At 37.4% G+C, this 24,614-nt stretch carries 21 protein-coding genes, 4 tRNA genes and 1 other RNA gene; 14 read left to right on the top strand and 12 right to left on the bottom strand.

Features of this window, described 5'->3' with window-relative positions:
- The first annotated feature begins 7 nt into the window (after positions 1-7).
- Positions 8-1,294 carry a glutamyl-tRNA reductase gene (gene hemA, locus AC4CUY_RS04080; RefSeq protein WP_336952753.1) on the top strand — a complete coding sequence of 429 codons (1,287 nt, stop codon included), beginning with the start codon at positions 8-10 and terminating at the stop codon, positions 1,292-1,294.
- 531 nt (positions 1,295-1,825) lie between these two features.
- Here hemA and AC4CUY_RS04085 read toward each other — a convergent pair.
- Positions 1,826-3,733, bottom strand: a complete 1,908-nt coding sequence (locus AC4CUY_RS04085) for a DNA primase (RefSeq protein WP_490773697.1) — start codon at positions 3,731-3,733, stop codon at positions 1,826-1,828.
- A 118-nt stretch (positions 3,734-3,851) separates the two neighbouring features.
- The gene (locus tag AC4CUY_RS04090; protein ID WP_004819623.1) at positions 3,852-4,874 is read right to left on the bottom strand and encodes an outer membrane protein assembly factor BamD; all 1,023 of its coding nucleotides are present in this window, start codon (positions 4,872-4,874) and stop codon (positions 3,852-3,854) included.
- A gap of 71 nt (positions 4,875-4,945) precedes the next feature.
- Here AC4CUY_RS04090 and rluD point away from each other — a divergent pair, with 71 nt between their 5' ends.
- From rluD to AC4CUY_RS04110, 4 genes are all read left to right on the top strand, one after another.
- Positions 4,946-5,998, top strand: coding sequence for a 23S rRNA pseudouridine(1911/1915/1917) synthase RluD (gene rluD, locus AC4CUY_RS04095; RefSeq protein ID WP_419327619.1), 1,053 nt, complete (start codon positions 4,946-4,948; stop codon positions 5,996-5,998).
- A 646-nt stretch (positions 5,999-6,644) separates the two neighbouring features.
- Entirely contained in the window at positions 6,645-7,388 is a 744-nt protein-coding gene (gene pgeF, locus AC4CUY_RS04100; RefSeq protein WP_490773698.1) for a peptidoglycan editing factor PgeF, read from the top strand.
- Between the two features lie 126 nt (positions 7,389-7,514).
- Positions 7,515-8,069 carry a flavodoxin family protein gene (locus tag AC4CUY_RS04105; RefSeq protein WP_419327634.1) on the top strand — a complete coding sequence of 185 codons (555 nt, stop codon included), beginning with the start codon at positions 7,515-7,517 and terminating at the stop codon, positions 8,067-8,069.
- A gap of 181 nt (positions 8,070-8,250) precedes the next feature.
- Positions 8,251-9,564 (top strand): hypothetical protein, encoded by a 1,314-nt coding sequence (locus AC4CUY_RS04110; protein WP_336952744.1) that lies wholly within the window; start codon positions 8,251-8,253, stop codon positions 9,562-9,564.
- A 54-nt stretch (positions 9,565-9,618) separates the two neighbouring features.
- Here AC4CUY_RS04110 and smpB read toward each other — a convergent pair whose 3' ends face one another.
- Positions 9,619-10,095, bottom strand: a complete 477-nt coding sequence (gene smpB / locus AC4CUY_RS04115; RefSeq protein WP_004722477.1) for an SsrA-binding protein SmpB — start codon at positions 10,093-10,095, stop codon at positions 9,619-9,621.
- A gap of 159 nt (positions 10,096-10,254) precedes the next feature.
- On the opposite strand from smpB, the gene coaD reads away from it, so the two are divergent.
- From coaD to AC4CUY_RS04135, 4 genes are all read left to right on the top strand, one after another.
- Complete coding sequence (coaD, locus tag AC4CUY_RS04120) at positions 10,255-10,746, top strand: pantetheine-phosphate adenylyltransferase (RefSeq protein ID WP_004722475.1); 492 nt, start codon at positions 10,255-10,257, stop codon at positions 10,744-10,746.
- Between the two features lies 1 nt (position 10,747).
- On the top strand, positions 10,748-11,011 hold the full coding sequence (locus tag AC4CUY_RS04125; protein ID WP_336952742.1) for a YfhL family 4Fe-4S dicluster ferredoxin: 264 nt from the start codon (positions 10,748-10,750) through the stop codon (positions 11,009-11,011).
- A 26-nt stretch (positions 11,012-11,037) separates the two neighbouring features.
- Positions 11,038-11,415: RNase P RNA component class A (gene rnpB, locus AC4CUY_RS04130), an RNA gene on the top strand.
- A 64-nt stretch (positions 11,416-11,479) separates the two neighbouring features.
- Positions 11,480-11,556: transfer RNA gene (locus AC4CUY_RS04135), tRNA-Met, on the top strand.
- A gap of 79 nt (positions 11,557-11,635) precedes the next feature.
- On the opposite strand, the gene AC4CUY_RS04140 is transcribed toward AC4CUY_RS04135, so the two are convergent.
- Together AC4CUY_RS04140 and AC4CUY_RS04145 are read right to left on the bottom strand one after the other, a co-directional pair.
- Positions 11,636-12,592, bottom strand: coding sequence for an RDD family protein (locus tag AC4CUY_RS04140; RefSeq protein ID WP_419819537.1), 957 nt, complete (start codon positions 12,590-12,592; stop codon positions 11,636-11,638).
- A gap of 241 nt (positions 12,593-12,833) precedes the next feature.
- Positions 12,834-12,919, bottom strand: a tRNA-Leu gene (locus AC4CUY_RS04145).
- 216 nt (positions 12,920-13,135) lie between these two features.
- Here AC4CUY_RS04145 and AC4CUY_RS04150 point away from each other — a divergent pair.
- Positions 13,136-14,902 (top strand): alkaline phosphatase D family protein, encoded by a 1,767-nt coding sequence (locus AC4CUY_RS04150; RefSeq protein ID WP_483770220.1) that lies wholly within the window; start codon positions 13,136-13,138, stop codon positions 14,900-14,902.
- A 59-nt stretch (positions 14,903-14,961) separates the two neighbouring features.
- Here the strand turns inward: AC4CUY_RS04150 and AC4CUY_RS04155 are convergent, their stop codons facing one another.
- The 3 genes from AC4CUY_RS04155 to AC4CUY_RS04165 all read right to left on the bottom strand — a co-directional run bounded on the left by AC4CUY_RS04155 (position 14,962) and on the right by AC4CUY_RS04165 (position 15,986).
- Positions 14,962-15,693, bottom strand: a complete 732-nt coding sequence (locus tag AC4CUY_RS04155) for a hypothetical protein (RefSeq protein ID WP_336952736.1) — start codon at positions 15,691-15,693, stop codon at positions 14,962-14,964.
- Positions 15,694-15,816: 123 nt separating this feature from the next.
- Positions 15,817-15,902, bottom strand: a tRNA-Leu gene (locus tag AC4CUY_RS04160).
- Between the two features lie 10 nt (positions 15,903-15,912).
- Positions 15,913-15,986: transfer RNA gene (locus AC4CUY_RS04165), tRNA-Cys, on the bottom strand.
- A gap of 152 nt (positions 15,987-16,138) precedes the next feature.
- Between AC4CUY_RS04165 and folD the strand changes: the two genes are divergently transcribed.
- Positions 16,139-16,987 (top strand): bifunctional methylenetetrahydrofolate dehydrogenase/methenyltetrahydrofolate cyclohydrolase FolD, encoded by an 849-nt coding sequence (gene folD, locus AC4CUY_RS04170; RefSeq protein WP_490773699.1) that lies wholly within the window; start codon positions 16,139-16,141, stop codon positions 16,985-16,987.
- A 268-nt stretch (positions 16,988-17,255) separates the two neighbouring features.
- Positions 17,256-17,924: a class I SAM-dependent methyltransferase gene (locus AC4CUY_RS04175; RefSeq protein WP_336952733.1), complete on the top strand. Its 669-nt coding sequence runs from the start codon at positions 17,256-17,258 to the stop codon at positions 17,922-17,924.
- Positions 17,925-17,964: 40 nt separating this feature from the next.
- Here the strand turns inward: AC4CUY_RS04175 and AC4CUY_RS04180 are convergent, their stop codons facing one another.
- Positions 17,965-18,390: a hypothetical protein gene (locus AC4CUY_RS04180; protein ID WP_336952731.1), complete on the bottom strand. Its 426-nt coding sequence runs from the start codon at positions 18,388-18,390 to the stop codon at positions 17,965-17,967.
- A gap of 146 nt (positions 18,391-18,536) precedes the next feature.
- Positions 18,537-19,856, bottom strand: coding sequence for an MFS transporter (locus tag AC4CUY_RS04185; protein WP_336952729.1), 1,320 nt, complete (start codon positions 19,854-19,856; stop codon positions 18,537-18,539).
- Positions 19,857-20,311: 455 nt separating this feature from the next.
- Here AC4CUY_RS04185 and AC4CUY_RS04190 point away from each other — a divergent pair, with 455 nt between their 5' ends.
- Together AC4CUY_RS04190 and glpD are read left to right on the top strand one after the other, a co-directional pair.
- Positions 20,312-21,067, top strand: a complete 756-nt coding sequence (locus tag AC4CUY_RS04190) for a DeoR/GlpR family DNA-binding transcription regulator (protein WP_336952728.1) — start codon at positions 20,312-20,314, stop codon at positions 21,065-21,067.
- A gap of 166 nt (positions 21,068-21,233) precedes the next feature.
- Positions 21,234-22,763 carry a glycerol-3-phosphate dehydrogenase gene (gene glpD / locus AC4CUY_RS04195; RefSeq protein ID WP_483770217.1) on the top strand — a complete coding sequence of 510 codons (1,530 nt, stop codon included), beginning with the start codon at positions 21,234-21,236 and terminating at the stop codon, positions 22,761-22,763.
- Between the two features lie 36 nt (positions 22,764-22,799).
- On the opposite strand, the gene AC4CUY_RS04200 is transcribed toward glpD, so the two are convergent.
- A complete protein-coding gene (locus AC4CUY_RS04200; RefSeq protein WP_419327626.1) occupies positions 22,800-23,510 on the bottom strand; it encodes a hypothetical protein in 711 nt (236 codons plus the stop codon).
- Positions 23,511-23,586: 76 nt separating this feature from the next.
- Positions 23,587-24,465: an ATP-grasp fold amidoligase family protein gene (locus tag AC4CUY_RS04205; protein ID WP_336952724.1), complete on the bottom strand. Its 879-nt coding sequence runs from the start codon at positions 24,463-24,465 to the stop codon at positions 23,587-23,589.
- Positions 24,466-24,614 lie beyond the last annotated feature (149 nt).

The raw sequence follows: 24,614 nt of genomic DNA on the forward strand, positions 1-24,614 counted from the left end.
ATCTGATATGTCTTTCTTTGCATTGGGTGTCAACCATCAAACTGCCTCTGTTGAGCTACGTGAGCAAATCGCTTTTAATCCAGAACGATTAAAAGATTTATTTGCTGTAGAAAGCCTTCGCCAGAATTTGAATGATATGGTGGTGGTCTCAACATGTAATCGTACTGAAGTCTATGCCATGGCTGAAAATGCCGATATGGTATTAAATTGGCTCGCCCAAACCAATGGTATTGATGTAAAGCAATTGTCAAATCATGTATATCGTTATGAAAATACCGATGCTGTTTCGCACTTGATGCGAGTCGCAAGTGGTTTAGATTCGTTGATGCTAGGTGAGCCACAAATTCTTGGGCAGGTTAAAACAGCACTATCAATCTCAAAAGATGCTGAAATCGTCTCGCAAAACCTAAATCAAATATTTGAATATGCATTTTATGCAGCCAAACGGGTACGTTCTGAAACTGCAGTGGGTAGCCATGCTGTTTCGATGGGATATGCAGTTGCTCAACTTGCATTGCAAGTGTTTAGTAAGCCTGAACAGCTTACAGTCATGGTGGTTGCCGCAGGTGAAATGAACAGCTTGGTGGCGAAACATTTGGCTGAAATGGGTGTTGCAAAAATCCTGATTTGTAATCGAAGCCGTGAACGGGCAGAAAAATTAGCACAAGAAATAGCACATCGTGTTGAAGTAGAAATTATTCCATTTGATGAATTAACTTCGAATCTCTATCGTGCGGATGTAATTTCGAGTTGTACAGGCAGTTTGCATCAAGTCATTGCTTATGCAGATGTGAAGTTTGCTTTAAAAAAACGTCGTTATCAACAAATGCTTATGGTCGACTTAGCTGTACCTCGTGATATAGATCCAAAAGTTGAAAGTTTGGATGGTGTGTATTTATACGGTGTGGATGATCTACAAAGTGTAATTGATGAAAATTTAGCACAACGACGTCAAGCTGCGGTTGAAGCTGAAGTCATGGTTAATCAACTGGTGACCCAGTTGGTGACTCAGCAAAAAGTAAAAGAAGCGGGGAGTACAATTCAACAATTTCGTGAACACGGTGAAGAACAACGTCAGATGGAATTGTCGCATGCTTTAGAACGTATTCAGGCAGGTGAGGATACTCAACATGTACTTGAGGATTTTGCGCATCGTTTGACCCAAAAGTTATTGCATCCTTCTTCAATTTTATTACGCAATGCGGCGCAAGATGAAGATCCATCACATTTTGAGTGGATGAAAGAAAATATTCAGGATATTTTTGAACAAGAAAGAAAACCAAAAGCGAAGTGATTATTTTTTAAAATAATGTGATTTAATGTTTTTGCTTCGCCAGCTATTATTGGTGTATCTATTCGTGCGATCAAATTAGAATAATGTAATTAAGGTAATTAAAATGCTTAAAACTTTATATATTCATATTATTGTGTTTGTCAGTAGAATACTTTTCAAAGCCTGTAAAAGACAGTGATGTATTATTGAACCAAGCAATTAAGGATCTACATCGCCTCTCTATTTCGGGTGGAGTTATGGGGGTAATTGATTCAGTTGATCGATGCTATAAAAATCTCAAAAAACTAAACTATATAGCTTTTATCTAGATTATTCAGGGCGGTTATTGGATGCACTTATGGTCGAAAGTATAAATGCACACTCAGACTCTAATTTCCCTACTACCGTGTTGTTTAGTGATGAAAACTTTCAAAAACGTATATTTATAAACCTATATAAGCCTCATGACTCCTCAATGGAAGAGGCCAATAGCCATATGAATTTTTTGTATTACAAAATACTCGATAAGCTCAATGAAGCGTTTATTAAAAATTAATGATGTACCAGCTTTAAACTAATTTGTTTAGTCAGTTCATTGAGTTGTTTACGTAAATTACGTGATTCACTTAACGAAGTTGGGGCTTTAAGCTTTAATTTTAAATATTTCTCTTGCAAGGCTAAAGAGTAATCTGAAGCCAATTTATCTGCCATTTCAGGCGCTTCAGCCAAAGCCTGAATATTAGTGCGTTGGATGATTTCAGATAATTCCAAATGATAAGCGCCACATGCACCTAAAATATAATAGGTTGCAAGTTCTTGATCGTCTGGTAGCTCGTCAAAGACACGGTCAAATACGGCTAAGATCTGCGCCAATAGTTCATCTGGATGAATCAATGCGCGTAATACTTCAAAATGAATATACAAAAATGGGTGTTGCATCAAAATCGCAACAGCAAAGTCTTCATCTTTAGTACGAATATTAAATGACAATGAGGCATCTAAGCTGACTTGAGGTTGCCATTTTCGATTAAAACCTAATTTTTCTTTAAAGAATTGTCTTAATAAATAGCGATAAGAACCTTGCTTAGGCAGTAATTCCGTTAGTTGATTGAGTTCAGCCATCACCTGACTTTTGCCTTCAGGTGTAGCAACATCATAATTTTGACTTAACAATGCAAAGACAAAATCTGATAATAATGGGGATTGTTGCCATATACGTTGAAAAGTTTCAAAACCCTCTTTACGAATCAACGAATCTGGATCATGCTCTTTGGGTAGAACAAAGAATTTAAGTTCACGACCATCATTTAATAATGGCAGGGCAATTTCTAAGGTTCGACGTGCTGCTTTTTGTCCCGCGGCATCACCATCAAATGCAATTGTGATCTGATTGTTCTGCTTAAATAAAATATTTAAGTGATCAGCATTGCTGGCTGTACCTAATGTTGCTGTTGCCCCAGAAATCCCATTCTGTTGTAAGGCGATCACATCCATATAGCCTTCTACCATGAGCCAATTTTGCGCACGGTCTTTACGCCCTTCATACAAGCCGTAAAGGAGTTGATTTTTGTGGAAAACTTCAGAATCAGGTGAGTTAATATATTTCGGTTTGATTTCATCATTCAATGCGCGACCACCGAAACCGACAACACGACCTTTGTTGTCTCGAATTGGGAAAATCACCCGATCACGCAACAAATCGAAGTCACGACCACTATCACTGGTACGAATTAACCCCAGCAGTTTTAAACCTTCAATATCTTGTGGAAAGGCTTTTTCCAAATGTTGCCAATCTTCTGGTGCATAGCCTAAACGCCAATATTGGATGGTTTCGCTACTTAAGCCACGATGTTTAAAATAATTCTGCGCGACTTTACTGTTTGGCAATTGCCGTTCATAAAATTGTGCAATATTTTCTAGAAGATCATAAAGGTTACCATCTTGAGGGATTTGGTTAAAACCAGTTGGATCAAATTGGGTTGGATCGAAATGCTCTGGATCTGGATATTGGCTAAAAGCTTCGAAAGGATCAACTTCAAGTGGCTGAACAGAATCTATTTTTTGCTCAGCGGGTTTAGAATCTACTAATTTATCTTCTATAGCCTTCACTGCTGGTTTAGGCTTGGATACTTCACGCTTATACGACAGCTTTTTATTGTCATGATTGTCTTTGGGAAGTTCGACACCTGCATGGCTGGAGAGTTCTTTCATGACATCGACAAAGTTTCGATTATCAATATCCATTAAGAAGCGAATGGCATTGCCATTTGCCTGACAACCAAAGCAGTGATAATACTGTTTATCACGGTAAACATGAAAAGAGGGGGACTTTTCCTGATGAAAAGGGCAACAGCCTGAATAGGTGCGACCAGTTTTTTTCAATTTCACACGTTGACCAATCAGATCGACAATATCTGTGCGATCCAAAACTTGATCTATCGTGTGCTGAGGAATAGCCATAAATTTAATGTCATGTATCGTTTAAACTAATTTAAAGTTTAACGTAGTTTTGCTTCTAAAAATATCGATGAATAAAAAAGACGGGTAAAAACCCGTCTTGATTTGTCGCAATCAATATTTATTTACGTTGTCCATCATACAAACTTTCATCTGCGCGTGCGGGTTCTTTAGATACTTCACGATTTGGACGGTCAAGTAAGCCAAAACTCACTTTATTCAACAAGCTTGATTTTTGTTCTGCTTGATCAGACGTTTCAGAACTCGCTTCTTGTGATACTTCTGCTTTATCACCACGACCTAAAATACCTAATGTTGCACGGTTCCACCAGCTGGCTTCTTTACGTGCTGCGCGTATATTCACTTCACCATTTGATTTAACAAGGTTCGGGTAGTTTTGCTTAAGCACGCCAATGTACTGTTGTGATGTTTCTTTATCGCCCAACTTATCATAACCATATGCCATAGTTGCTAAGGCTTCAGGAACTTGAGGGGTTTGAGGATAGTGTTCAATCACCCATTGTGAACGTTCAATCGCAGCCAAATATGCTTTACGTTTAATATTGAAACGTGCAGTATTCATTTCACTTTCAGCCAATTCTTGACCGATGTATTTCATTCGCTGTGCGGCATCAACTGAATACTGGCTTGAAGGGTAGCGACGAATTAAGTCGACAAAATTTTGATAGGCAATTTTTAAATAACCTACATCACGATGCGCTTGTTTTAATGAGGTATAGCGAAGCAAACTGTCATAGTTTTGCTCCATATTGGCTACACCACGGACATAGTAGGCATAGTCTAAATTCGGATGTTGAGGATTTAAACGGATAAAACGATCTGCCAGTGCAATTGTACCTTCATAATCTTTTTGCTTAAATTTTGTGTAAAGCAATTCAAGCTGAGCTTGTTGTGCATATTGCCCAGTCGGAAAATAAGTATCCATTGCTTCTAACGCTTTTGCAGCATCGCCATATTGCCCACGGTCTAATGATTTTATCGCATTATTGTAATAAGTCTGCTCATTTGATTTCGGGCCTGTATCAACAACATCCTTCTTCGGATTGCTGCTACAGCCGACAAATGCAGTTGCTAAGCCTACAGTTAAAGCAAGCATTGTGACTTTATAACGTGGTAGCGACATAAAAATTCCTCTGTTTATACGGGCAATAGGCTACAATTGCGCTATTAAACCACTTTTGTCCGAATGAGCAAATGACTTCAGCACACTCTTCTAATTCTAATTTCCCAGAAAACGATTTCAATTTACTTGAAGATTCTGAGGATGCAGATAATCATAATTCTGCACCAACTGCAACACGTTTATCGTTGCAATTTCAACTGGATGAAAGCTATTTAGGGCAACGTATTGACCAAGTCGCAGCACTGGTTTGGAACGAGTTTTCTCGTGAAAAACTCAAGCAGTGGATGAAAGAAGGTCATTTGTTGGTAAATGGTAACATTGTCAAGCCTAAGTATAAATGTGAAGGCAATGAACTTCTATGTTTAGATGTTGAGTTAGAAGCACAAACTTCTGCACAACCTGAAAATATACCTTTAAATATTGTTTATGAAGATGACGATATTATGGTCATCAATAAACCAGTAGGTATGGTTGTACACCCTGGGGCTGGTAATCCAAATGGTACTCTAGTCAATGCCTTGCTTTATCATTATCCAAAATCTGCCGAATTAACTCGCGCGGGTTTAGTGCATCGTATAGATAAAGATACCAGCGGCTTATTAGTTGTTGCTAAAAATCTGGAAGCTCAATTTTCTTTAAGTAAGCAATTGGCTAAAAAAACAGTTTACCGTGTATATGACTTGATTTGTTATGGTCATATTATTGCAGGTGGTACGATTGATGAACCGATTAAGCGCCATCCTGTAGATCGTGTAAAAATGGCTATTTTACCAGGTGGCCGTGATGCAGTGACGCATTACAATGTTAAAGAACGTTTTCAAAATTTTACCCGTGTACAGGCGCAACTTGAAACAGGGCGTACTCATCAAATCCGTATTCATTTCACCTATATTGGTTATCCATTGGTGGGTGATCCAGTATATGTTAGCCGTGTTAAAGTTCCAGCAGGCGCTTCTGAAAAACTGAGCAGTGCATTGCGTAATTTTAAACGCCAAGCTTTACATGCGTCTAAATTGGGCTTAGTTCATCCACGTACAAAAGAAGAAATGATGTTTGAAGCACCATGGTCAGATGATTTCGTTGAGTTGGTAGAAGTTCTACGTTCTGAAAATCAAGCGTATTGATTGATTTGTATTATAAAGCTGCTCAATGAGAGCAGTTTTATAAAGTTATTGGGTAACCACAACTATCTTTTGTCCTGTTGAAAAAATCGGCGTATATTTTGATTGATCCCTTACTCATTCTGATGACATTATTCTGTTTTGATAGGCAGAGTTGACCTGAAAATCTTCGAAAATAGAAGTGATTCGACTATGAAATCTTTTGCTTAAGTAATCTTTTGCAAGGTAATGATGTTGCGACATACGCTAAGTTATTTTATTTATAATAAGTTCGATTGAGGTGGTATTTTGATTAAAATAAAGACCAAAATTTTGTAGTGATATCCCTCAATAGGCATTTCATAACCACTCAAGCGTTTCTATTTTTAAAGTATCCAGAAGGATTGACGTAATGGATATAAATACTACAACTTATTAATATCCATGTTTAATTCAAGTCGAATAAGACATTAGGATCTAATTTTTTAGGGATTACCCGCTATTCAAGTTTTAATTGATATTGTTAATTTTGATTAAAGAAATAATAGTAAATTTGGTTGAAATTTTTAGCTTTACTAATCAATTAAATTAATTAAAGTATTGATCAAGGGTTGATTGAATTTGTTATAGTTATAGAGTCGTGAAATGATTTAAGTAGGAAATGTGCCAGATGCAATTTGTTCAAGGATTACCTCAAGGTGTATATGTCGGACAGACACATATACAGCACCCAAAGGCTTTGCCATCTGTACAGCCTGAACTTGAAGGTTTTAATTTGGCATTGCATGTAAATGATGATCCTAAACGTGTACAACAGCATCGTATGATTTTATTAGATGAATTTGCTGAATGGGGTGTCAATAAAATCACGTGGATGACTCAGACTCACAGTACAATTTGTCATACTGTCAATGAAGAAATGACCTTTACAGCGTTGGTCGGTGACGGATTAGTTACACAGAATCAAGGGCATGCTTTGATGATGATGACCGCTGATTGTTTGCCTGTTGTATTAGGCAATAAGATGGGTACTGAAGTTGCAAACTTACATGCAGGTTGGAGAGGGTTAGCTGGAGGGATTATTGAAAATACAATTGCCAATATGAAATCTCAACCTACCTGGGCTTGGTTAGGTGCAGCGATTAGTCAAGCTTGTTTTGAAATTGGTATAGAAGTAAAAACTGCTTTTTGCTCTAAATATGCTGAATTAGAAACAGCATTTATAAAGAGTGAGCAACAAGGTAAGTATTACGCTGATTTATATGCGATTGCACGTTACATTCTCAAACAGCATGGGGTCGATGTGATTACAGGCGGGGACCAATGTTCTTATCGACAAGATCAAGATTTCTATTCTTACCGCCGTCATGCAAAAACAGGTCGTATGGCAACTTTTGTATTTATTCATAATTAATTCTTTATTTTTAAATAGATTTATTGCAGTTTAAAAAATCTATTAATGCGTTTTCTGAACATTACAAGAATTGTTTAAAATTGAATAGATGTTAAACTTGAGCAAATTTGTTTGTTTTCAATTGATATGTCTTTATCTGCTAAATCTATCGCGATCGTTTACCACAGCCCATTTGGTCATACTGCAAAAGTTGCGAGTTATATTGCACAAGGCGCAGTAAAGATTGGTGTAACTGTCCATACCATGGATATTGAGCATATTGACTGGGATATTTTGGATCAGGCGAATGCTATTATTTTTGGTTCACCTACATATATGGGAAGTGTTACAGGTCCATTTAAAATGTTTATGGACTCGACATCTAAACGTTGGAAAAATCGTGATTGGCAGGGCAAGCTTGCTGCCGCATTTACCAATTCAGGTGGTTTAAGTGGAGATAAGCTTTCCGTCTTACAACAAATTAATATTTTTGCTATGCAACATGGCATGTTATGGTCTGGATTGCCTTTAATGCCTACAGGTGTGAAGCCTACAGATTTAAATCGTATGGCGGGTTACTTAGGGTTAATGACACAATCAGATAATGCACCTGTTGAAATTACACCGCCCTCAGGTGACTTGCAAACTGCAATATGGTTTGGAGAATATATAGCATTACTCATAAATAAAATTGCGGTATAATGATGCATTGTAATTACATAAAAAAACAAAAAAATCATAAATAAAAATCCTTTAGAATCATTGTGAAAGTTAGCTGATATAGAAAAATACTGGATTCATTGAGTTATTGACTGTGTTAAGCCTATTTTTTACTATCATTTTCATATAGTTTTGACCAATAATAAAAAATTGAGCATATGATATGGATATTAAGGCTAGAAAAATTATTAAAATCATGAAGATGATTTTAATAAATGGTCTGTTGGTTACTCCGATTTATTGTTTTGCAAACACTTTGCAGTCTGAAGGATTAACCGAATTAACAGACAAGGAGCTTTCTAAAGTCAGTGGTCAGGCATTGATGAGTTTGAGTTATATTGCACCCAATGACTCGGTGAATAAGATGCAAGGACTAGGAGTTGGTTTTTATAAACTGGGCCTTGAAGCTGATCTTGAACTGAATGCCAATATTAAAAAACTACAATTGGGTTGTGGGGGCGCAAATGGTGCAGGTGGATGTGATATTGATATTGATAATTTGAGCCTTTCTGGTCTAGCAGATACCCGTGAAGGTCGTGTAGGTTCAAGTGCAAAACTGACTAATCCATTTATAGAATTTGCGATTAAAAATCCTGATACTGCTTCGACAAGAGAAGTGGTGGGTTTACGCTTAAGTGCTGAAAAAGCATTGGGTTTGTTAACAGCAGGTACTGAAAATTCAAACTCACCAAATGGTATTAATAGTCTAAGTGGTGCTTTAAAAATTAAAGCAACAACAGGCATTGCTAATACAACTGCAAGGAATTTACAATATGCTGATACAGATATGTCTATTAAAGGTAATATCAAACTAGGCATTCTTCCAACAGCAAGTTTTCAGACAAATGACTATAATCTAGGGCTACAATCTACTGGCGCTACATTAGCAATTAATGGGAAAACTTTATACGGAAATCGTATGAATAGTGCCCTTTTAACTGGAACAGCTAAAATTGATGAGCTATTTTTCAATGGTTCAATTAAGCCAATTCTTGCAGGTATTGATTTATCTTTTTTAACATTAAATGCCAGTGGGAGTATTTCTGGTTTAACTGCAAATTTAGATATTAATCAAAGCTTAGGATACATTCACAAGCTACAATTGAATAATCCATTTTCTTTATCATTACAGCAACAATCAGTGTGGTGGCCAAACGCGGAAATTGCAGCACAAAGAGGATGGTGGCTAGCAATTGAAGATGAAATTGATATTGGCAAAGTGACACCATCGAATACAATTGATGTGACGAATGATGTTTTGAAACAAGTTGTACCTAGTTTAAATGAATACCTTGCTAAATCTGAGAATACAGTGAAATGTCCTGGTGTAATAGGTTTATCTTGTATTGCGAGTGAGGTAGCAATTGGGGAAATTAATTTGTCGGGCTCAAATCCATTATATTTTCCGATTAAAGATTTGAAATTGGCAACTCAGGATTTTGCTCCTAACTGTTATGGTTCTTTAAAATTTTGTTAAAAGACTGCTGCAAGAAAAAACCTCCATTTGGAGGTTTTTTATATTAATAAGGCATTATTTATGCATGATTCTCGATTTATCACGTTGCCAATCACGATCTTTTTCAGTTGCACGTTTGTCATGTAACTGCTTACCTTTTACCAAAGCAATCTCCAGTTTTGCCAAATGACCTTTCCAGTAACATGCTAAAGGGACACAGGTATAACCTTTTTGATTGACAGCACCAAGTAACTTTTCAAGTTCACGACGCGAGAGCAACAGTTTACGCGTGCGTGTTGCTTCAGGGACTACATGAGTAGATGCTGAAAGTAAAGGTTGAATTTGAGCACCGAAGAGAAATGCCTCGTTATTTTTAAAGGTGATATAGCTTTCAGTAATGGTCATCCGTCCAGCACGTAATGACTTGACTTCCCAACCTTGTAAAGAAAGCCCAGCTTCAAATTTTTCTTCAATAAAATAATCGTGGCGTGCACGTTTATTTTGTGCAATCGTCCCACTATTATTTTTTTTAACGACAATGTTTTTCGACATAATACAAATATTCCAAGAATAGCCTTATTTTGCCTCAAACTTGGCTTCAGGTGAAGTCATTTCACAATTAAACCCCAAGCTAAATCAAAAGAGGTTATTCGCTAATATTTAAGTTTTTGATAAACTATAGCCCTACATAACAAACTAGAGTACAAATGGATGTCTAAAACTCGTGTCATCTATCCAGGAACTTTTGATCCAATTACCAATGGCCATGTTGACTTAGTCGCACGTGCTTCAAGAATGTTTGATGAAGTTGTGGTCGCAATTGCAATTGGACATCATAAAAACCCAGTCTTTAGTTTGGAAGAACGTGTAGAGTTAGCAAAGATATCCCTCAAACATTTACCCAATGTTGAGTTTGTCGGTTTTGATGGGTTATTGGTAAATTTTGCACGTGAACAACATGCTACAGCAGTGTTACGTGGCTTAAGGGCTGTTTCAGATTTCGAATACGAATTTCAACTTGCGAATATGAATCGTCAGCTTGATCATGATTTTGAAACAGTATTTTTAACACCATCAGAGCAATTTTCATTTATTTCTTCGACGATGGTTCGAGAAATAGCACGATTGAAAGGTGATGTGGCAAAGTTTGTTCCTCAATGCGTTGTCGAAGCCTTCCATCGTAAACATCAACAAGGTTGGTAGTGTGTCTTTAATTATCACTGATGAATGTATCAATTGTGATGTATGCGAGCCTGTATGTCCAAATGATGCCATTTTTATGGGGGAGGAGATTTATGAAATCCATCCGAACCTATGTACAGAATGCGTTGGGCATTTTGATCAACCACAGTGCGCGCTTTTCTGTCCAGTCGACTGTATTCCGCTCGATCCGAACCATGTAGAGAGCCAAGAAGATTTGATGGAAAAGTATAAAAAACTAATTGCTCAAAAAAGCGCAAGCAATTAGCCAAGAAATTTGTTAGGATACGCCCCGAAGTGAGCCAGACGATCGCTGCTGTGGAGATCTCCGTGATTGAAGCAGGGGAGGAAAGTCCGGGCTTCATAGGGCAAGGTGCCAGGTAACGCCTGGGCGGTGTGAACCGACGGAAAGTGCAGCAGAGAGTAGACCGCCTTCAATATCGTTTCTTTTCGGAGAAATGGAAGGTAAGGGTGAAAGGGTGCGGTAAGAGCGCACCGCATGGCTGGTAACAGTTTATGGCATGGTAAACCCCACCGGAAGCAAGACCAAATAGGGATCCTATAGGCATGGCCCATGCTGGATCCGGGTAGGTCGCTTGAGCGTATGAGTAATCATGCGCCTAGAGGAATGATCGTTCTAGACAGAACCCGGCTTATCGGCTCACTTCGATGAATTTTATTTTAATTAGTGCTTGACGTAATATTGTTTACAGCAGATAATGCGCGCACAGTTTTAGGCTATGTAGCTCAGTTGGTTAGAGCACCGCACTCATAATGCGGGGGTCACAGGTTCAAGTCCCGTCATAGCCACCATTTTTATAGACCATGTTTCCAAAAACGTGGTCTTTTTTTATCTTCCAGATTTAAACTTTACAAATGGGACTTGGTTTTGTTAAAAACCAAGGTTCAATCCCGTACTATCTCCAATATAGGTTAGGCTACTTTTATGTGTCTTTTTATAATCATAAAGTGTTGTTTTTGATAATTTGGCCAAACCAAATTGATAAGAAAAGTTAAATTGCACCTGATTGATCTTGTATTGCGTTAAAACTTCAGCGTGTTGTCGATCAATTTTTTCTAGCAATGTTTCAGCGCTATCAATGTTATCCAGATAATCTGGCTGATTTACATTTAAAATTAAAACCTGATTTGTGGATTCAGCCTCTCCGATGAAGGTATGACGACTTTCAACTTGAGCATTTTTAATGTCATGGGAGATTAAAGTAAAATCATTGGCTGACATTGCTTTGGTTTGGAAATAACCCCATAAATTGACGGAAAAAATAACAATTGTTAGCAGCGCAATGATGTAGTAATGAATATTCCATACAGCTTGACGTGGAATATTGGATTGAGCGTTTCTGAGTATTTGAGTTTCACTGAGTAGATCGTGAAGAGATTGTTGGCTATTTCCATTAAAAATTGCCAAATAGAAGCAGGCAAAAACGATACTTTGAAAAAAAGCCACAAGCAGACTGAGTAAAAGATGCTGAGTTGAATATGTTTGTAAATAACCTGCAAAGCAAAATGGAATGATAAAGATGCTTGATCTAACTAGAGAGCGCACAAATGGAATTGAAGCACCATTTAAGTCTTTTACCCTAATTTTACAAAGGATTTTCCCAATGGTTTTACCATTTCCTATCTGACTGTTAAAAGCAGCAAAATAAAATAGACAGAGGAGCGTGCCTATACATTGGAAAATAAAAGGAGAATTTTCAAAATAGGGGTACAGTATTTTGCCCGTCACTAAACAGGCTACGCCGACGGTAATACAGTCGATGATAAATGCGAATAATCGAGGAAATATAGGGGCGGCTTTTTGAGTTTCAGTAGTAATTTTAGACATGGGTTTGGTTTAATTAAGTTTATGAAAATATTAATAATTAATGTAAATTTAACGTATTATAGGGTTTTTAATGAAAAATAACCAGAAAAATATTACTGAGCTATCACGCTTTTTAGCAAGATGTATTGAACTTTGAGTTATATTTTAAATTAGCAATTTATAGTTGATTTACAAATTTAAGGCATAAAAAAACCAGCTTATCGCTGGGTTCTTTATTGCACCATTTTAATAAGACTTAAAATGGTGCCCGAGGCCAGACTCGAACTGGCACGCTTTGTGGGCGGGGGATTTTAAATCCCCTGTGTCTACCGATTTCACCACTCGGGCATGTGCGCAATAATAAAGGACAGTTTTTCTCTTGGCAAGCGTATTTATGTCGATTTGCTTTCTTTTCAATCAATTCATGTGCTTATGTTTGAAAATAAAGCATTTTAAGCCGTTAAATGAGTATTTTGTCATGATTTTTTCATCAATTTGAGATTAAAGCGAAATATTAAGCCTTTAAATTGATTGGATAAAAAAACTTAGAGGAAATCAACTTCAATGCCAAACTCAATTTCACGCCGTGAACTTATTCAAAAGTCATTAGCCAGTTTTGGGGCATTATCTATACCAGTGTCGTTGACTGCTTGTGGCAGTGATAATAACGATTCAACATCTCCTACAATAAAAGTTGAATTTTTGCATGGTGTTGCCAGTGGAGACCCGTTAAAAGATCGTGTGATTTTGTGGACACGTATTACGCCACAGGATACGTCTTTGCGTTTAGAAGTGGTTTGGGAAATTGCCACAGACGATAAATTTACTCAAGTGATCAATACTGGAAAAGTACAAACAGCATCAGCTCAGGATTTTACTGTTAAGGTCGATGCAGACAAGCTTAAGTCTGGGCAAACTTATTATTATCGTTTTAAATTTGGTTCGGTGATTTCGCCAGTAGGACGTACCAAAACATTACCTGAAACTGCCAGTTCTGTGCAGTTTGCGGTGTGTTCATGTTCAAATTATCCTGCTGGCTATTTTTATGTATATAAAGAAATGGCAAAACAAGAGGTCGATGCGATTATCCATTTGGGGGATTACATCTATGAATATGGTAAAGATGGGTATGCCACAGAAGAGGCGGTAAGGCTGGGTCGTACACTGGCTGCAGACAATGATAAAGAAATTATCAAGTTGGACGATTACCGTAAGCGTTATGCTCTTTACCATACTGACAACGATCTACAGGCTGCGCATGCACGACATCCTTTTATCGTGATTTGGGACGACCATGAACTGGCAAACGATGCATGGAAAGAGGGTGCAGAGAATCATCAAGCCAATGAGGGAAATTTCTTAGACCGTAAATTGGCAGCTTTACAGGCTTATTTTGAATGGATGCCGATTCGTCCTGTATCTGCAACAGATCATTTAAATATTTATCGCCAGTTTGATTTTGGTTCATTGGTACAATTAACTATGTTGGATACGCGTATTTTGGCACGCGACAAACAACTCAATTATGCCAACTATATGACGGCTTCTGGTTTAGATATTGCTAAATTTCAGACAGATTTAACCAGTACTACGCGTACACTAATGGGGTATACCCAGCGTGAGTGGCTACAAAAGAAACTGGCACAATCTACAGCTACTTGGAATGTGTTGGGGCAGCAAGTTTTGATGGCAAAAATGTTAATTCCTGCAGAATTGCTATTGTCATTATCTGCAATTACCAGTGGAAATGTTACTGCCGAAACTTTAGCAAAAATGAATCAACAGATCATCGAGTTAGTTACTTTAAAAGTCCGTTTGAAAGGTGGTGATCCAACATTAACTGCTGCAGAAAAAGCCCGTGTGACCACAGTTGCACCCTATAATTTGGATGCTTGGGATGGCTACTATGCAGAACGTGAAATTTTATATGGCACACTCAAAGCATTAAATAAGAAAGTTGTAGTGTTGGCTGGGGATACGCATAATGCATGGTCTGCTGACTTGCATACTCAAACGGGTGATTTTGTTGGGGTTGAATTGGCAACCAGTTCGGTCTCTTCACCAGGGATGGAAAAGTATTTAAGTATTCCTTTGGCACAGCTACAACAATTTGAAATGGCATTCACCACGCTCATTGATGAATTGAATTACACCAATTTAAATCAGCGTGGTTACTTAAAAGTCAGCTTTACAGCACAGCAAGTGCAAGCGGATTGGATTTTCGTAAATAACATCAAGGAAAAAACCTATTCAGTGGATACGGCTCGTGCCCATCAAGTGGTTTTAAATAACAATTTGGTTGATGTAAAGACTATTCAGAAAAGTGCATAAATTTTCTAGCCTAAAAAAGCCGAGTTTAGATCGCTCGGCTTTTTAACGTGATAGATGGATTACATCATACTGTCCATATAGGCATCTAAATCTTCATATTTATAGGTTTTACACATTTCATTTTCATATTTTAATAGTTCTAAATGTAACTCTAAAAACTTCACTAAACGCTTTTGATAAAATTGATATTTCTCAGAATCTTTAGTCAAGAATCGCATTTTGAATTTTGCTTTTTTAGCCTGTTTATAAGCCCATAAACAGGTTTTTCGAATTTGTTGTAATTGATAATATTCGGTGTCTTTGGTGCTATCTCTAAATAAATTTTCTTTATAAAATTTGACAAAACCAAAGCTCATTGCAAAGAAAAATAACAGACCTTGCAGCAGGGTACTTTCTATAAAATAAAGATTGAGTGCTTGGAGGACGATCAGTACCGCAAGCTTAAGCGGAATATTATTGAGTTGTTGGTATAAATGAGTCGAACTGTGTTTTATTTGTTTGATAATGATGGGAACAATAATCATAAAAAATAACATAATCGCTAAAGCGGCAATGCCATTGGCTTGAAAGCTATCGAATTTAGGAAAATGATTTGCAATATACTGACCTAAACTAAAGTAGATGCTGCAAAAAATCATAATCGACAAAATCCAAGGAATAAACTCCTTTGCTTCATCTAAAAGCCCTTTGGTTTTAATTTGACTATAAAATAGAAAGTTGCGCTTAAATGCTTGTGGGTATTGTTGTTGTAATTGATTTAAATAGAGGGAAACTTGCTTGTTTTGAATCATATAGGCTTCGCTTATCTAAATTTCACTTTGGATATTAACATAAAAAACAATATAAAATTTTAGGCATAAAAAAACCAGCTTATCGCTGGGTTCTTTATTGCACCATTTTAACAAGAATTAAAATGGTGCCCGAGGCCAGACTCGAACTGGCACGCTTTGTGGGCGGGGGATTTTAAATCCCCTGTGTCTACCGATTTCACCACTCGGGCTTTACAAGATTGGAGGCGGAGGTCGGAATCGAACCGGCGTACACGGAGTTGCAGTCCGCTGCATGACCACTCTGCCACCCCGCCATGTCTTGGTGATGCACATATTAGCAATCTTTGAAAAAAAAACAATACTATAATTCATGCATATGCACATAAATTCAGCATATGGAAGAAAATTGTCTAAATAATCATGTATTATTTGCAAAATTGATTCATATCTACTTTGGAGATGTGCCGTGGCATTGGTATTGGATGGTCGCGCATTAGCGAAACAAATTGAAGCAGACTTGTTGACTCGTGTTGAAGCTATAAAAGCAAAAACAGGTCGTACCCCAATTTTAGCGACTATTTTAGTGGGTGATGATGGTGCATCTGCGACATACGTACGCATGAAAGGAAATGCTTGCCGTCGTGTTGGTATGGATTCTTTAAAAGTAGAGTTAGGTAAAGAAACCACGACTGAACAATTGTTAGCTGAAATTGAAAAATTAAACGACAATCCTGATGTTCACGGGATTTTGCTACAACATCCTGTGCCTGAACAAATTGATGAGCGTGCTTGTTTTGATGCCATTTCACTTGAGAAAGATGTAGATGGCGTAACTTGCTTAGGTTTCGGCCGTATGGCAATGGGTGAGGTTGCTTATGGTTCGGCAACACCTGCAGGTATCATGACAATTCTTGAAGAAAATAAGATTGAAATCGCGGGCAAACATGCTGTTGTGGTGGGGCGTTCGGCTATTTTAGGTAAACCGATGGCAATGATGCTACTTCAAGCCAATGCAACAGTTACAATCTGTCATTCTCGCACACAAAATCTTGCTGAATTGGTAAAACAAGCGGATATTGTTGTTGGTGCAGTCGGTAAAGCTGAATTAATCCAAAAAGATTGGATTAAGCAAGGTGCTGTTGTGGTTGATGCCGGTTTCCATCCTCGTGAAGGTGGTGGTGTGGGTGATATCCAATTGGTTGGTATTGAAGAGGTAGCTGCAGCTTATACGCCAGTTCCAGGTGGCGTAGGCCCGATGACGATCACAACGTTGATTCGTCAAACTGTGGAAGCTGCTGAAAAGGCGTTAACTTAAGTTCTAATTTATTCTGAGTACAGTGAAAGCCATGCATTCACTGTGCTTAAATCTAGCCTACATTTACACAGCGATATTTATTTTTCAGTAAAAGTAGGCAACATTGTCATTGGCTTAACGCGTTTAAGATGTACTTTTAAGTATTTATATTCGAGATTCAATAAGAAGTATTGTCTCAAACCTTAGCACATGACGTTACTGTCTATCGAATATGAGGAAGAAGCTGTATTTCCTCAATATCAAAATAATAATTTTGGTCATATTTTGCATGAGCTGTACTTATCAATTTCCTAAAGCCCCACAACATTTACTTGATGCTTTGCATGAAGTAATTCCTCAATGCGAATTATTGGCGCAGCAGTTGCCTGAAAGCCCAATTTCGTTATGGTTGATTCCACCTGTTTTTCCAACAGATCGTTTGGATGATGAGGTGATTCGCCGTATTTGGAATGATACACCGTATTGGATTTTTTGCTGGGCTTCAGGTTTAGCAATGGCACAATGGCTGATTGCAGAGCCACAGCATGTAAAAGATAAAATAGTGCTGGATTTTGGTGCTGGATCAGGCGTCGTTGCAATTGCAGCCAAAATGGCAGGTGCAAAACGTGTCATCTGTTGCGATATCGACCCAATTAGTTTGGATGCTTGTCGCGAAAATGCTTTGCTTAATGATGTAGAGCTTGAATATCTAGATGATTTATATAAATCAGAACAGGTTGATGTCTTATTAGCAGCAGATGTTTTATATGATCAATCTAACCGTTTCTTTTTAGATGAGTTTTTAAAATTTTCAACAGAAGTATGGGTGGCAGATAGCCGAGTGAAAAACTTTAGTCATCCAAATTACCAAAAATTGGATGAACGAAGCGCCACCACTTGGCCTGATTTAGATGAAGCCAAAGAATTCAGAAATGTGAGTTTTTATAAGACGCTATGACAGCGTCTTATTTTATTCTGTGATTTACACCTATCTAAAATCAAGAACAGGTATAACGTACAACATGTAAAGTGCTTGGACGGGTATCTAATGCTTGGCGTGTTGCATAATCTTCACTGTTATTTAGACTTGGTGTATTAGAAAGCCCAAATGATGTACGGCTATGTCCAAGTTGAACGCCAGCCTGATCTTTTGCTATTTGCGGATTGATAATTTCATTGGTGCTTAATACAGAAATTTTATAGTTTTTGTTTGCACCCAAAACTTTTTGACATGCACGCTGTAATTTATCAGCATCCAAATCACGATCTGCACGACCTGAAAGGGTGTATGCCAGTGTTGCACTATCTGCTGTTTGATTTTCAATCTGATAACCTGTTACGCCATTGTATTGACGAGGGGTTGTTTGACATGCAGATAAAGCTAAAACGATTAATCCTAAACCTGCATAAGTGATTTTTTTCATCTTTTAAAGTCCTAGCTTTTTGAATTATTTTTAGTATGCCATAGCTTTGCAATTTTCACGATAAGTGAATTGCGTAAATAAAACAGCTTTTTCATGTAAATAAAAAAGCTGTTTTAAATGAATTAGATTGCAAACTATAGTTTGAATTAATCATCCGTAATCAGGCTATGTTTTTTGCTATCTTTCATAAAAACATAGGTGATTAGAGATAAACTGATCATAAAGGTAATGTAATAGAAGAAATAGTTTTCATGCCCAGCATTTTTAAAGCTTAACGCAACTAATTCAGCCGTACCACCAAACACAGTGTTGGCAAGTGCATAAGGTAAGGCTACACCTAAAGCACGAATATGCGGTGGAAATAATTCAGCTTTTACAACCGCATTAATGGCTGTATATCCAGTTACAATGACCATACCACTCATACATAAGAAGAAAGCCGTTTTAGGATCCGTTGTCGAGCCTAAACTATTGAAAATAGGAACGGTAAATAACACACCGAGTACACCAAAAGTGATCATAATCGGTTTACGACCAATTTTGTCAGAAAGTGCACCCACTGCAGGCTGAATCAACATAAAAATAAAGATTGCGGCTGTGGTAATTTCAGTTGCGGTGGTTTTTTCAAAGCCAGAAGTGTTAACTAAATATTTTTGTAAATAAGTCGTAAATGTATTGAAAGCTAAGGTGCCGCCCGCAGTTAGCATAATCACTGTAAATGCTTGTTTAGGATACTTGGTGAATAAAGCCAAAGCACCAGATGTTTCACCGCCATTTTTTGCTTGTTGTTGCGCTTGTTTAGATGATTCTGTTTCAACGAGACCACGACGAATCCAGAACACAACAATTGCGAGTAATGCACCAATAAAGAAAGGAACACGCCATCCCCAAGCATGTAAGGATTCTTCAGAAAGATTATGTTGCAGGATAATCAGTACGCAGAGTGCAAGTAATTGACCTGAGATCAGAGTAACATATTGGAAACTTGAGAAAAAGCCACGATGATTTTTACCCGCCATTTCAGTTAAATAGGTGGCACTTGAGCCATACTCACCACCAACACTTAAACCTTGTAATAAACGCGCAAATAAAAGCAGTGCAGGAGCAAACATCCCAACTGAATCATAAGATGGCGCACAAGCAATGATTAATGAGCCAATACACATCAATGAAACAGAAAGTGTTAAGCCGGCTTTGCGACCTTTACGGTCAGCATAAATGCCCATGATCCATGCACCGATCGGACGCATTAAAAAGCCTAAAGCGAAAACTGCAGCAGCTTGGAGAAGTTTGACGGTTTCATTACCTTCAGGAAAGAACACAGGCGCAAAATAGAGGGTAAATGCGGCATATACATACCAATCATACCATTCGACTAAATTACCAGCTGAGCCACCTAGTATAGATTTGAAACGAGTTTTTCTATCAAGTTGCGAAGTGGCAGCTTGAGGAGATGAATTGGACAAGGCAATTCTCCAAAAGAATATGCAAAATACAGCCTGTTTAACTTTCATTTTGGATGAAAATCAAAGAAGAAAATCAAACAGAGAGAATTTAAGTAAGTATGACGAGGGGATACAAATAATTACAATGGTCGTTATACGCTTGAATGAAAGCAGACCTTATTAGACTTTGGTCTTAGCTGTGTTGAGAGCTCATTATTGTTCCAAGATGAGAAATTCTATAAATAAATGAATATTTTTTTAAAACAGGCATTTAATTTTAAATATTTTATAAATTATAAGAATTTATCTCAAAGTTAAAGCCTATTTATTTGCGTCTAAATGTATGGAATATAAACAATTTAGTAAGCTGAGTTGGATGAATTTAAGAATTTAATCTAGTCGTACAGTAAGTAGTCATGCTATTTATAGTAGCTAAATGTTCATTTTTGAAAATAAAACAATAAGGTTTCACATCTATGGACTTAATGATTCGACAACAGCAAACATTAGCATTGGTTAAGGCTCGGGGCTACATCAGTATTGATGAGATTGCACAGCATTTTGCAGTTACCCCGCAAACTGTACGGCGAGATATCAATCAATTGGCAGATGCCGGACTATTACGTCGTTATCACGGTGGTGCTGCAGTAGACTCAAGCGTTACCAATACAGCATATAGTCAACGGATCAGCCATAATTTAGCTGCAAAACAGCGCATTGCAACAGCTGTTGCAAAAGCAATTCCAGATCATGCATCTTTGTTTATCAATATTGGTACAACGACCGAAGCTATTGCCCATGCTTTATTGCAACATCGCGGTTTAAAAGTGATTACCAATAATTTAAATGTGGCAAAAATTTTGAGTATTAACGATGATTTTGAAGTGCTGATCGCCAGTGGGAAAGTGCGCCCTGATGGAGGCGTGATTGGGCAAGCCACCTCCGAATTTTTTAAGCAGTTTAAAGTTGATTATGCCTTGATTGGTATCAGTGGAATTGATGAAGATGGAACGATGCTCGATTTCGATTTTCAAGAAGTGTCAGTCTCGCAAGAAATTATTCTAGGTGCTCGGCAGGTATTTTTAGCAGCAGATGAGAGCAAGTTCGGTCGCCATGCAATGATGCGCTTAGGCCATCTTTCTGAAATAGATCGGCTTTTTACCAATAAAACCCCCACTGAAAATTATTTAAAACAAATTCATGCAGCAGAAGTAGCTTTAACTGTGGTTTAGGCTAAGTTTTAAACCCATAGTGAAAACATGATAAACGTGAAATTGATCATTTTTTGATAGACATTGATTAAAAAACTATCTATTATTTTCTTAAATGAAAACAAATGAAAATATATTTTCAAAAATGATTGTGAATATATGCAAATGATCAAAGGTGGTGGCGTTTATGACACAAATCAATGAGCAACAAGCTTACTATGATATTGCTGTAATTGGTGGTGGAATAAATGGTGTTGGTATTGCCAATGATGCTGCTGGGCGTGGTTTATCTGTGTTCTTGTGTGAAAAAGATGATTTAGCCAGCCATACTTCGTCTGCAAGCAGCAAGTTGATTCATGGTGGTCTGCGTTATTTGGAACATAAAGAATTTCGTTTAGTCCGAGAGGCTTTAGCGGAGCGAGAAGTCTTACTAGCAAAGGCACCACATATCATTCGCCCTATGCGTTTTATCATGCCACATCAGCCTCATTTACGTCCTGCTTGGCTGATTCGTACGGGTCTGTTTTTATATGATCATTTGGGTAAAAGAGAGAAGCTTGCAGGTTCACATTTGGTTGAGTTTGACCCTAATACCAGCCCACTAAAAACAGCGTTCAAACGGGGTTTTGAATACTCAGATTGTGCTGTAGATGATTCACGCTTAGTGATTTTAAATGCAATGCAAGCACGTGAGAAAAATGCCACTGTGGTGACCCAAACACGCTGTATTTCAGCACAACGAGAACATGGCTTGTGGACTATTCAGTTTGAAAATGAACAGGGTATTTATCACATACAAGCGAAGGCTTTGGTCAATGCTGCAGGACCTTGGGTTGCACAATTCATTAAGCAAGAGCTTCAGTTAAAATCACAATATGGGATTCGTTTAATTCAAGGCAGTCATATTATTGTGCCGAAAATCTATGACGGTGATAAAGCCTTTATTATGCAAAATGATGATCAACGTATCGTGTTTGCAATTCCTTATCTCAATCAATACACCATGATTGGCACAACTGACCGTGAATATTTAGCAGATCCGAATAATGTTGAAATTAGTCAGCAAGAGATTGATTATCTGCTTGATGTATCCAATGATCATTTTAAAGTGCAACTAACTCAAGCCGATATTATTCAGACATTCTCAGGGGTACGCCCGTTGTGTGATGATGAGTCTGATAATCCAGCAGCAATTACCCGTGATTACACTTTGGCTTTATCGCAAGATCATGAAAATGATGCACCATTACTTTCTGTGTTTGGTGGGAAGTTAACCACCTATAGACGCTTGGCTGAATCTGCAATGGAGCATTTGCAGAAGTTTTTCCCTAAAGCTGGAAAACCTTGGACTGGAAAATCCTTGTTGCCAGGTGCTGAGAATTTAATTTCTGTTGATGGGTTGGTTTTAGAAATTCAAAATAAAATCAAAGGGCTTGATCATGAAACTTCAAGCCGCTGGGCACATGCCTATGGAACCTATACATGGAAATTTTTAAATCATTCGACATCTGTTCATGAACTTGGTCAAGATTTTGGACATGGTTTATATGCCCAAGAGGTTGATTATTTGGTTGATCATGAGTGGGCGATCACCAGTCAGGATATTTTAAAGCGCCGTACCAAGTTATATTTAAAATTTACAGAAACTGAAATTCAAGTACTGGATGAATATTTGCTTGAATTGCATGAACGCCGCGTACAGAGAAATGTTGCCTAAGCAAAAATGGAAATATATTGCTTTGCTGAGGATGTGTTATGACCAATCAAAGGTATATAAAACGCGTCGGGTTTCAGGTTGGTAATACAATAAAATCGAATCTGCACCATGTGAACAATATTCCCAACCTGCAACAGCTGCAATAAAATAATAACGATTGCCATCGCGGTCAGAAATATGAACTTCTTGATCATCACGGTCTGCGTTGATGTAGCGTAAATCAAAATGTTGATCAATCGGATAAGTCCAGTTTCCACCGCCACATTCGCCGCCTAATTGGTCAAGCAAGGTTGTTGGAGAATTATTTTGATATTCAATGCGGGATGTTGAAATGATTTTTCCAGTTTCGGCAAAGCGCTGTTTAAGCTGCAAGTAATCTTCATGCATTTCTTTGTGATGGGTTTTTAGATCAGCCTCGCAATCAGGATTTTCTAAAGCAAAATATCTTTTGTTTGCTAACCATTCATATTGATTTTGTTGATTTAATTGCATAATGAACCAATTTTCATTGGCAAAAGTATCTGAAAATTCTGTGGTATCACTTCCGATATAGCCTTCATAAGGTTCAATAGCATTCAGCAAATGAATTTTTCCTTGCCATGCAGTATTTATTGCGGATAAATCAATTGAAATAAGCGGAAGTAAATGCTGTGCTAGAAATAGACTTGAAGGGGCGAAGACGACTTCATGGTCAGGTAACAATGTTAGATAAGGTTGAGCTGTGGTGATGTTTTTAATAGGTGTCATTACGCTTATTTTTAGATCATTGAATGATTAGATTAAATCATAAAAAAGACCGAACTCGTCGGCCTTTTTGCTCGGTTTAGTCAGTTAGCCATAAAGCGCCTAATTTTTCATCCCACTCACTTGGGGTGATGACCATACGACCTGCATTGGGGGTTAAGGTAATCTCACTGAAGAAAACATCGTCTTGAGATAATAAGAAATCAATTCGGCTATAACCATATTTAAAACAAAGATCTTCTGACAATTGAAGCATTTTATTTAATTTTTGCGGTCGTGCTAAACAGCTTGGCGTATTGTTTTTTAGATCAACGGTAAAGGGTTGCAGAATCCAAGATGTGTCATACATATTTGAATAATCTATACCTTTGCTATCTTGTACATCGACTTCGAGATATCGAGGCTGACCTTCAAAACAATGAACACGACATGTTGTAATGGTGAACTTATTGTTTTGATCAGTAAATAAATCAATATGTTGTTCGGCCAAAATTAAAGGAACAATATCTTTGTAATGCCATTCTCGTTTTCTAAAATACATATTTTGTTTAAGGTGGTGATTGAGTTTGTGCTGCGCTTTTTTGATATCAAATTGCGCTTTATCGTTACAGACAATCGCACTGCCACTGTCATGATTGCATTTTAAAACAAACTTGTTGGGAAGTTGATTAAAGTCAATTTCCTCAAAGCATTTATATACGCCAATCAGTGGAACGAAATGGGAACAACAAATTTTATCTGAAATGATTTCTCGTACTGCAAATTTATCCGCTAATTTTGTATGTAAGGGTACTCTTTCATAGATCATTCTGGCGGTGACTTTTTCATTGAAACTTTTAGGCTGATCAAAGTTCGGGGTATAACCCAATTTAGCAATAAATCTTTTGGTGAGATAGCGTCTATCTGAGACAAATTTGGCTCTAATCACTTTTGCCGAATAAATAATATTTTCAATCATGATTAAAAAAATCAATAAAATAATGAATGTTTGAATTATAGAGAAAATATGAATTTTGTATATGGAAATAGTAATCATTTATATTTTTATTACATAATTGTAATGAATATCTAAACAATAAAGTGAAAAGAATCACTTTAATAACAAAA

It is taken from the genome of Acinetobacter sp. 778_lipA (assembly GCF_058242985.1).

Excerpts from the sequence above, each read along its gene's own strand:
- hemA (WP_336952753.1), top strand. The coding sequence starts at position 8 with ATGTCTTTCTTTGCATTGGGTGTCAACCATCAAACTGCCTCTGTTGAG.
- AC4CUY_RS04085 (WP_490773697.1), bottom strand. The coding sequence starts at position 3,733 with ATGGCTATTCCTCAGCACACGATAGATCAAGTTTTGGATCGCACAGAT.
- AC4CUY_RS04090 (WP_004819623.1), bottom strand. The coding sequence starts at position 4,874 with ATGTCGCTACCACGTTATAAAGTCACAATGCTTGCTTTAACTGTAGGC.
- rluD (WP_419327619.1), top strand. The coding sequence starts at position 4,946 with ATGACTTCAGCACACTCTTCTAATTCTAATTTCCCAGAAAACGATTTC.
- pgeF (WP_490773698.1), top strand. The coding sequence starts at position 6,645 with ATGCAATTTGTTCAAGGATTACCTCAAGGTGTATATGTCGGACAGACA.
- AC4CUY_RS04105 (WP_419327634.1), top strand. The coding sequence starts at position 7,515 with ATGTCTTTATCTGCTAAATCTATCGCGATCGTTTACCACAGCCCATTT.
- AC4CUY_RS04110 (WP_336952744.1), top strand. The coding sequence starts at position 8,251 with ATGGATATTAAGGCTAGAAAAATTATTAAAATCATGAAGATGATTTTA.
- smpB (WP_004722477.1), bottom strand. The coding sequence starts at position 10,095 with ATGTCGAAAAACATTGTCGTTAAAAAAAATAATAGTGGGACGATTGCA.
- coaD (WP_004722475.1), top strand. The coding sequence starts at position 10,255 with ATGTCTAAAACTCGTGTCATCTATCCAGGAACTTTTGATCCAATTACC.
- AC4CUY_RS04140 (WP_419819537.1), bottom strand. The coding sequence starts at position 12,592 with ATGTCTAAAATTACTACTGAAACTCAAAAAGCCGCCCCTATATTTCCT.
- AC4CUY_RS04150 (WP_483770220.1), top strand. The coding sequence starts at position 13,136 with ATGCCAAACTCAATTTCACGCCGTGAACTTATTCAAAAGTCATTAGCC.
- AC4CUY_RS04155 (WP_336952736.1), bottom strand. The coding sequence starts at position 15,693 with ATGATTCAAAACAAGCAAGTTTCCCTCTATTTAAATCAATTACAACAA.
- AC4CUY_RS04175 (WP_336952733.1), top strand. The coding sequence starts at position 17,256 with ATGAGCTGTACTTATCAATTTCCTAAAGCCCCACAACATTTACTTGAT.
- AC4CUY_RS04180 (WP_336952731.1), bottom strand. The coding sequence starts at position 18,390 with ATGAAAAAAATCACTTATGCAGGTTTAGGATTAATCGTTTTAGCTTTA.
- AC4CUY_RS04190 (WP_336952728.1), top strand. The coding sequence starts at position 20,312 with ATGGACTTAATGATTCGACAACAGCAAACATTAGCATTGGTTAAGGCT.
- glpD (WP_483770217.1), top strand. The coding sequence starts at position 21,234 with ATGACACAAATCAATGAGCAACAAGCTTACTATGATATTGCTGTAATT.
- AC4CUY_RS04200 (WP_419327626.1), bottom strand. The coding sequence starts at position 23,510 with ATGACACCTATTAAAAACATCACCACAGCTCAACCTTATCTAACATTG.
- AC4CUY_RS04205 (WP_336952724.1), bottom strand. The coding sequence starts at position 24,465 with ATGATTGAAAATATTATTTATTCGGCAAAAGTGATTAGAGCCAAATTT.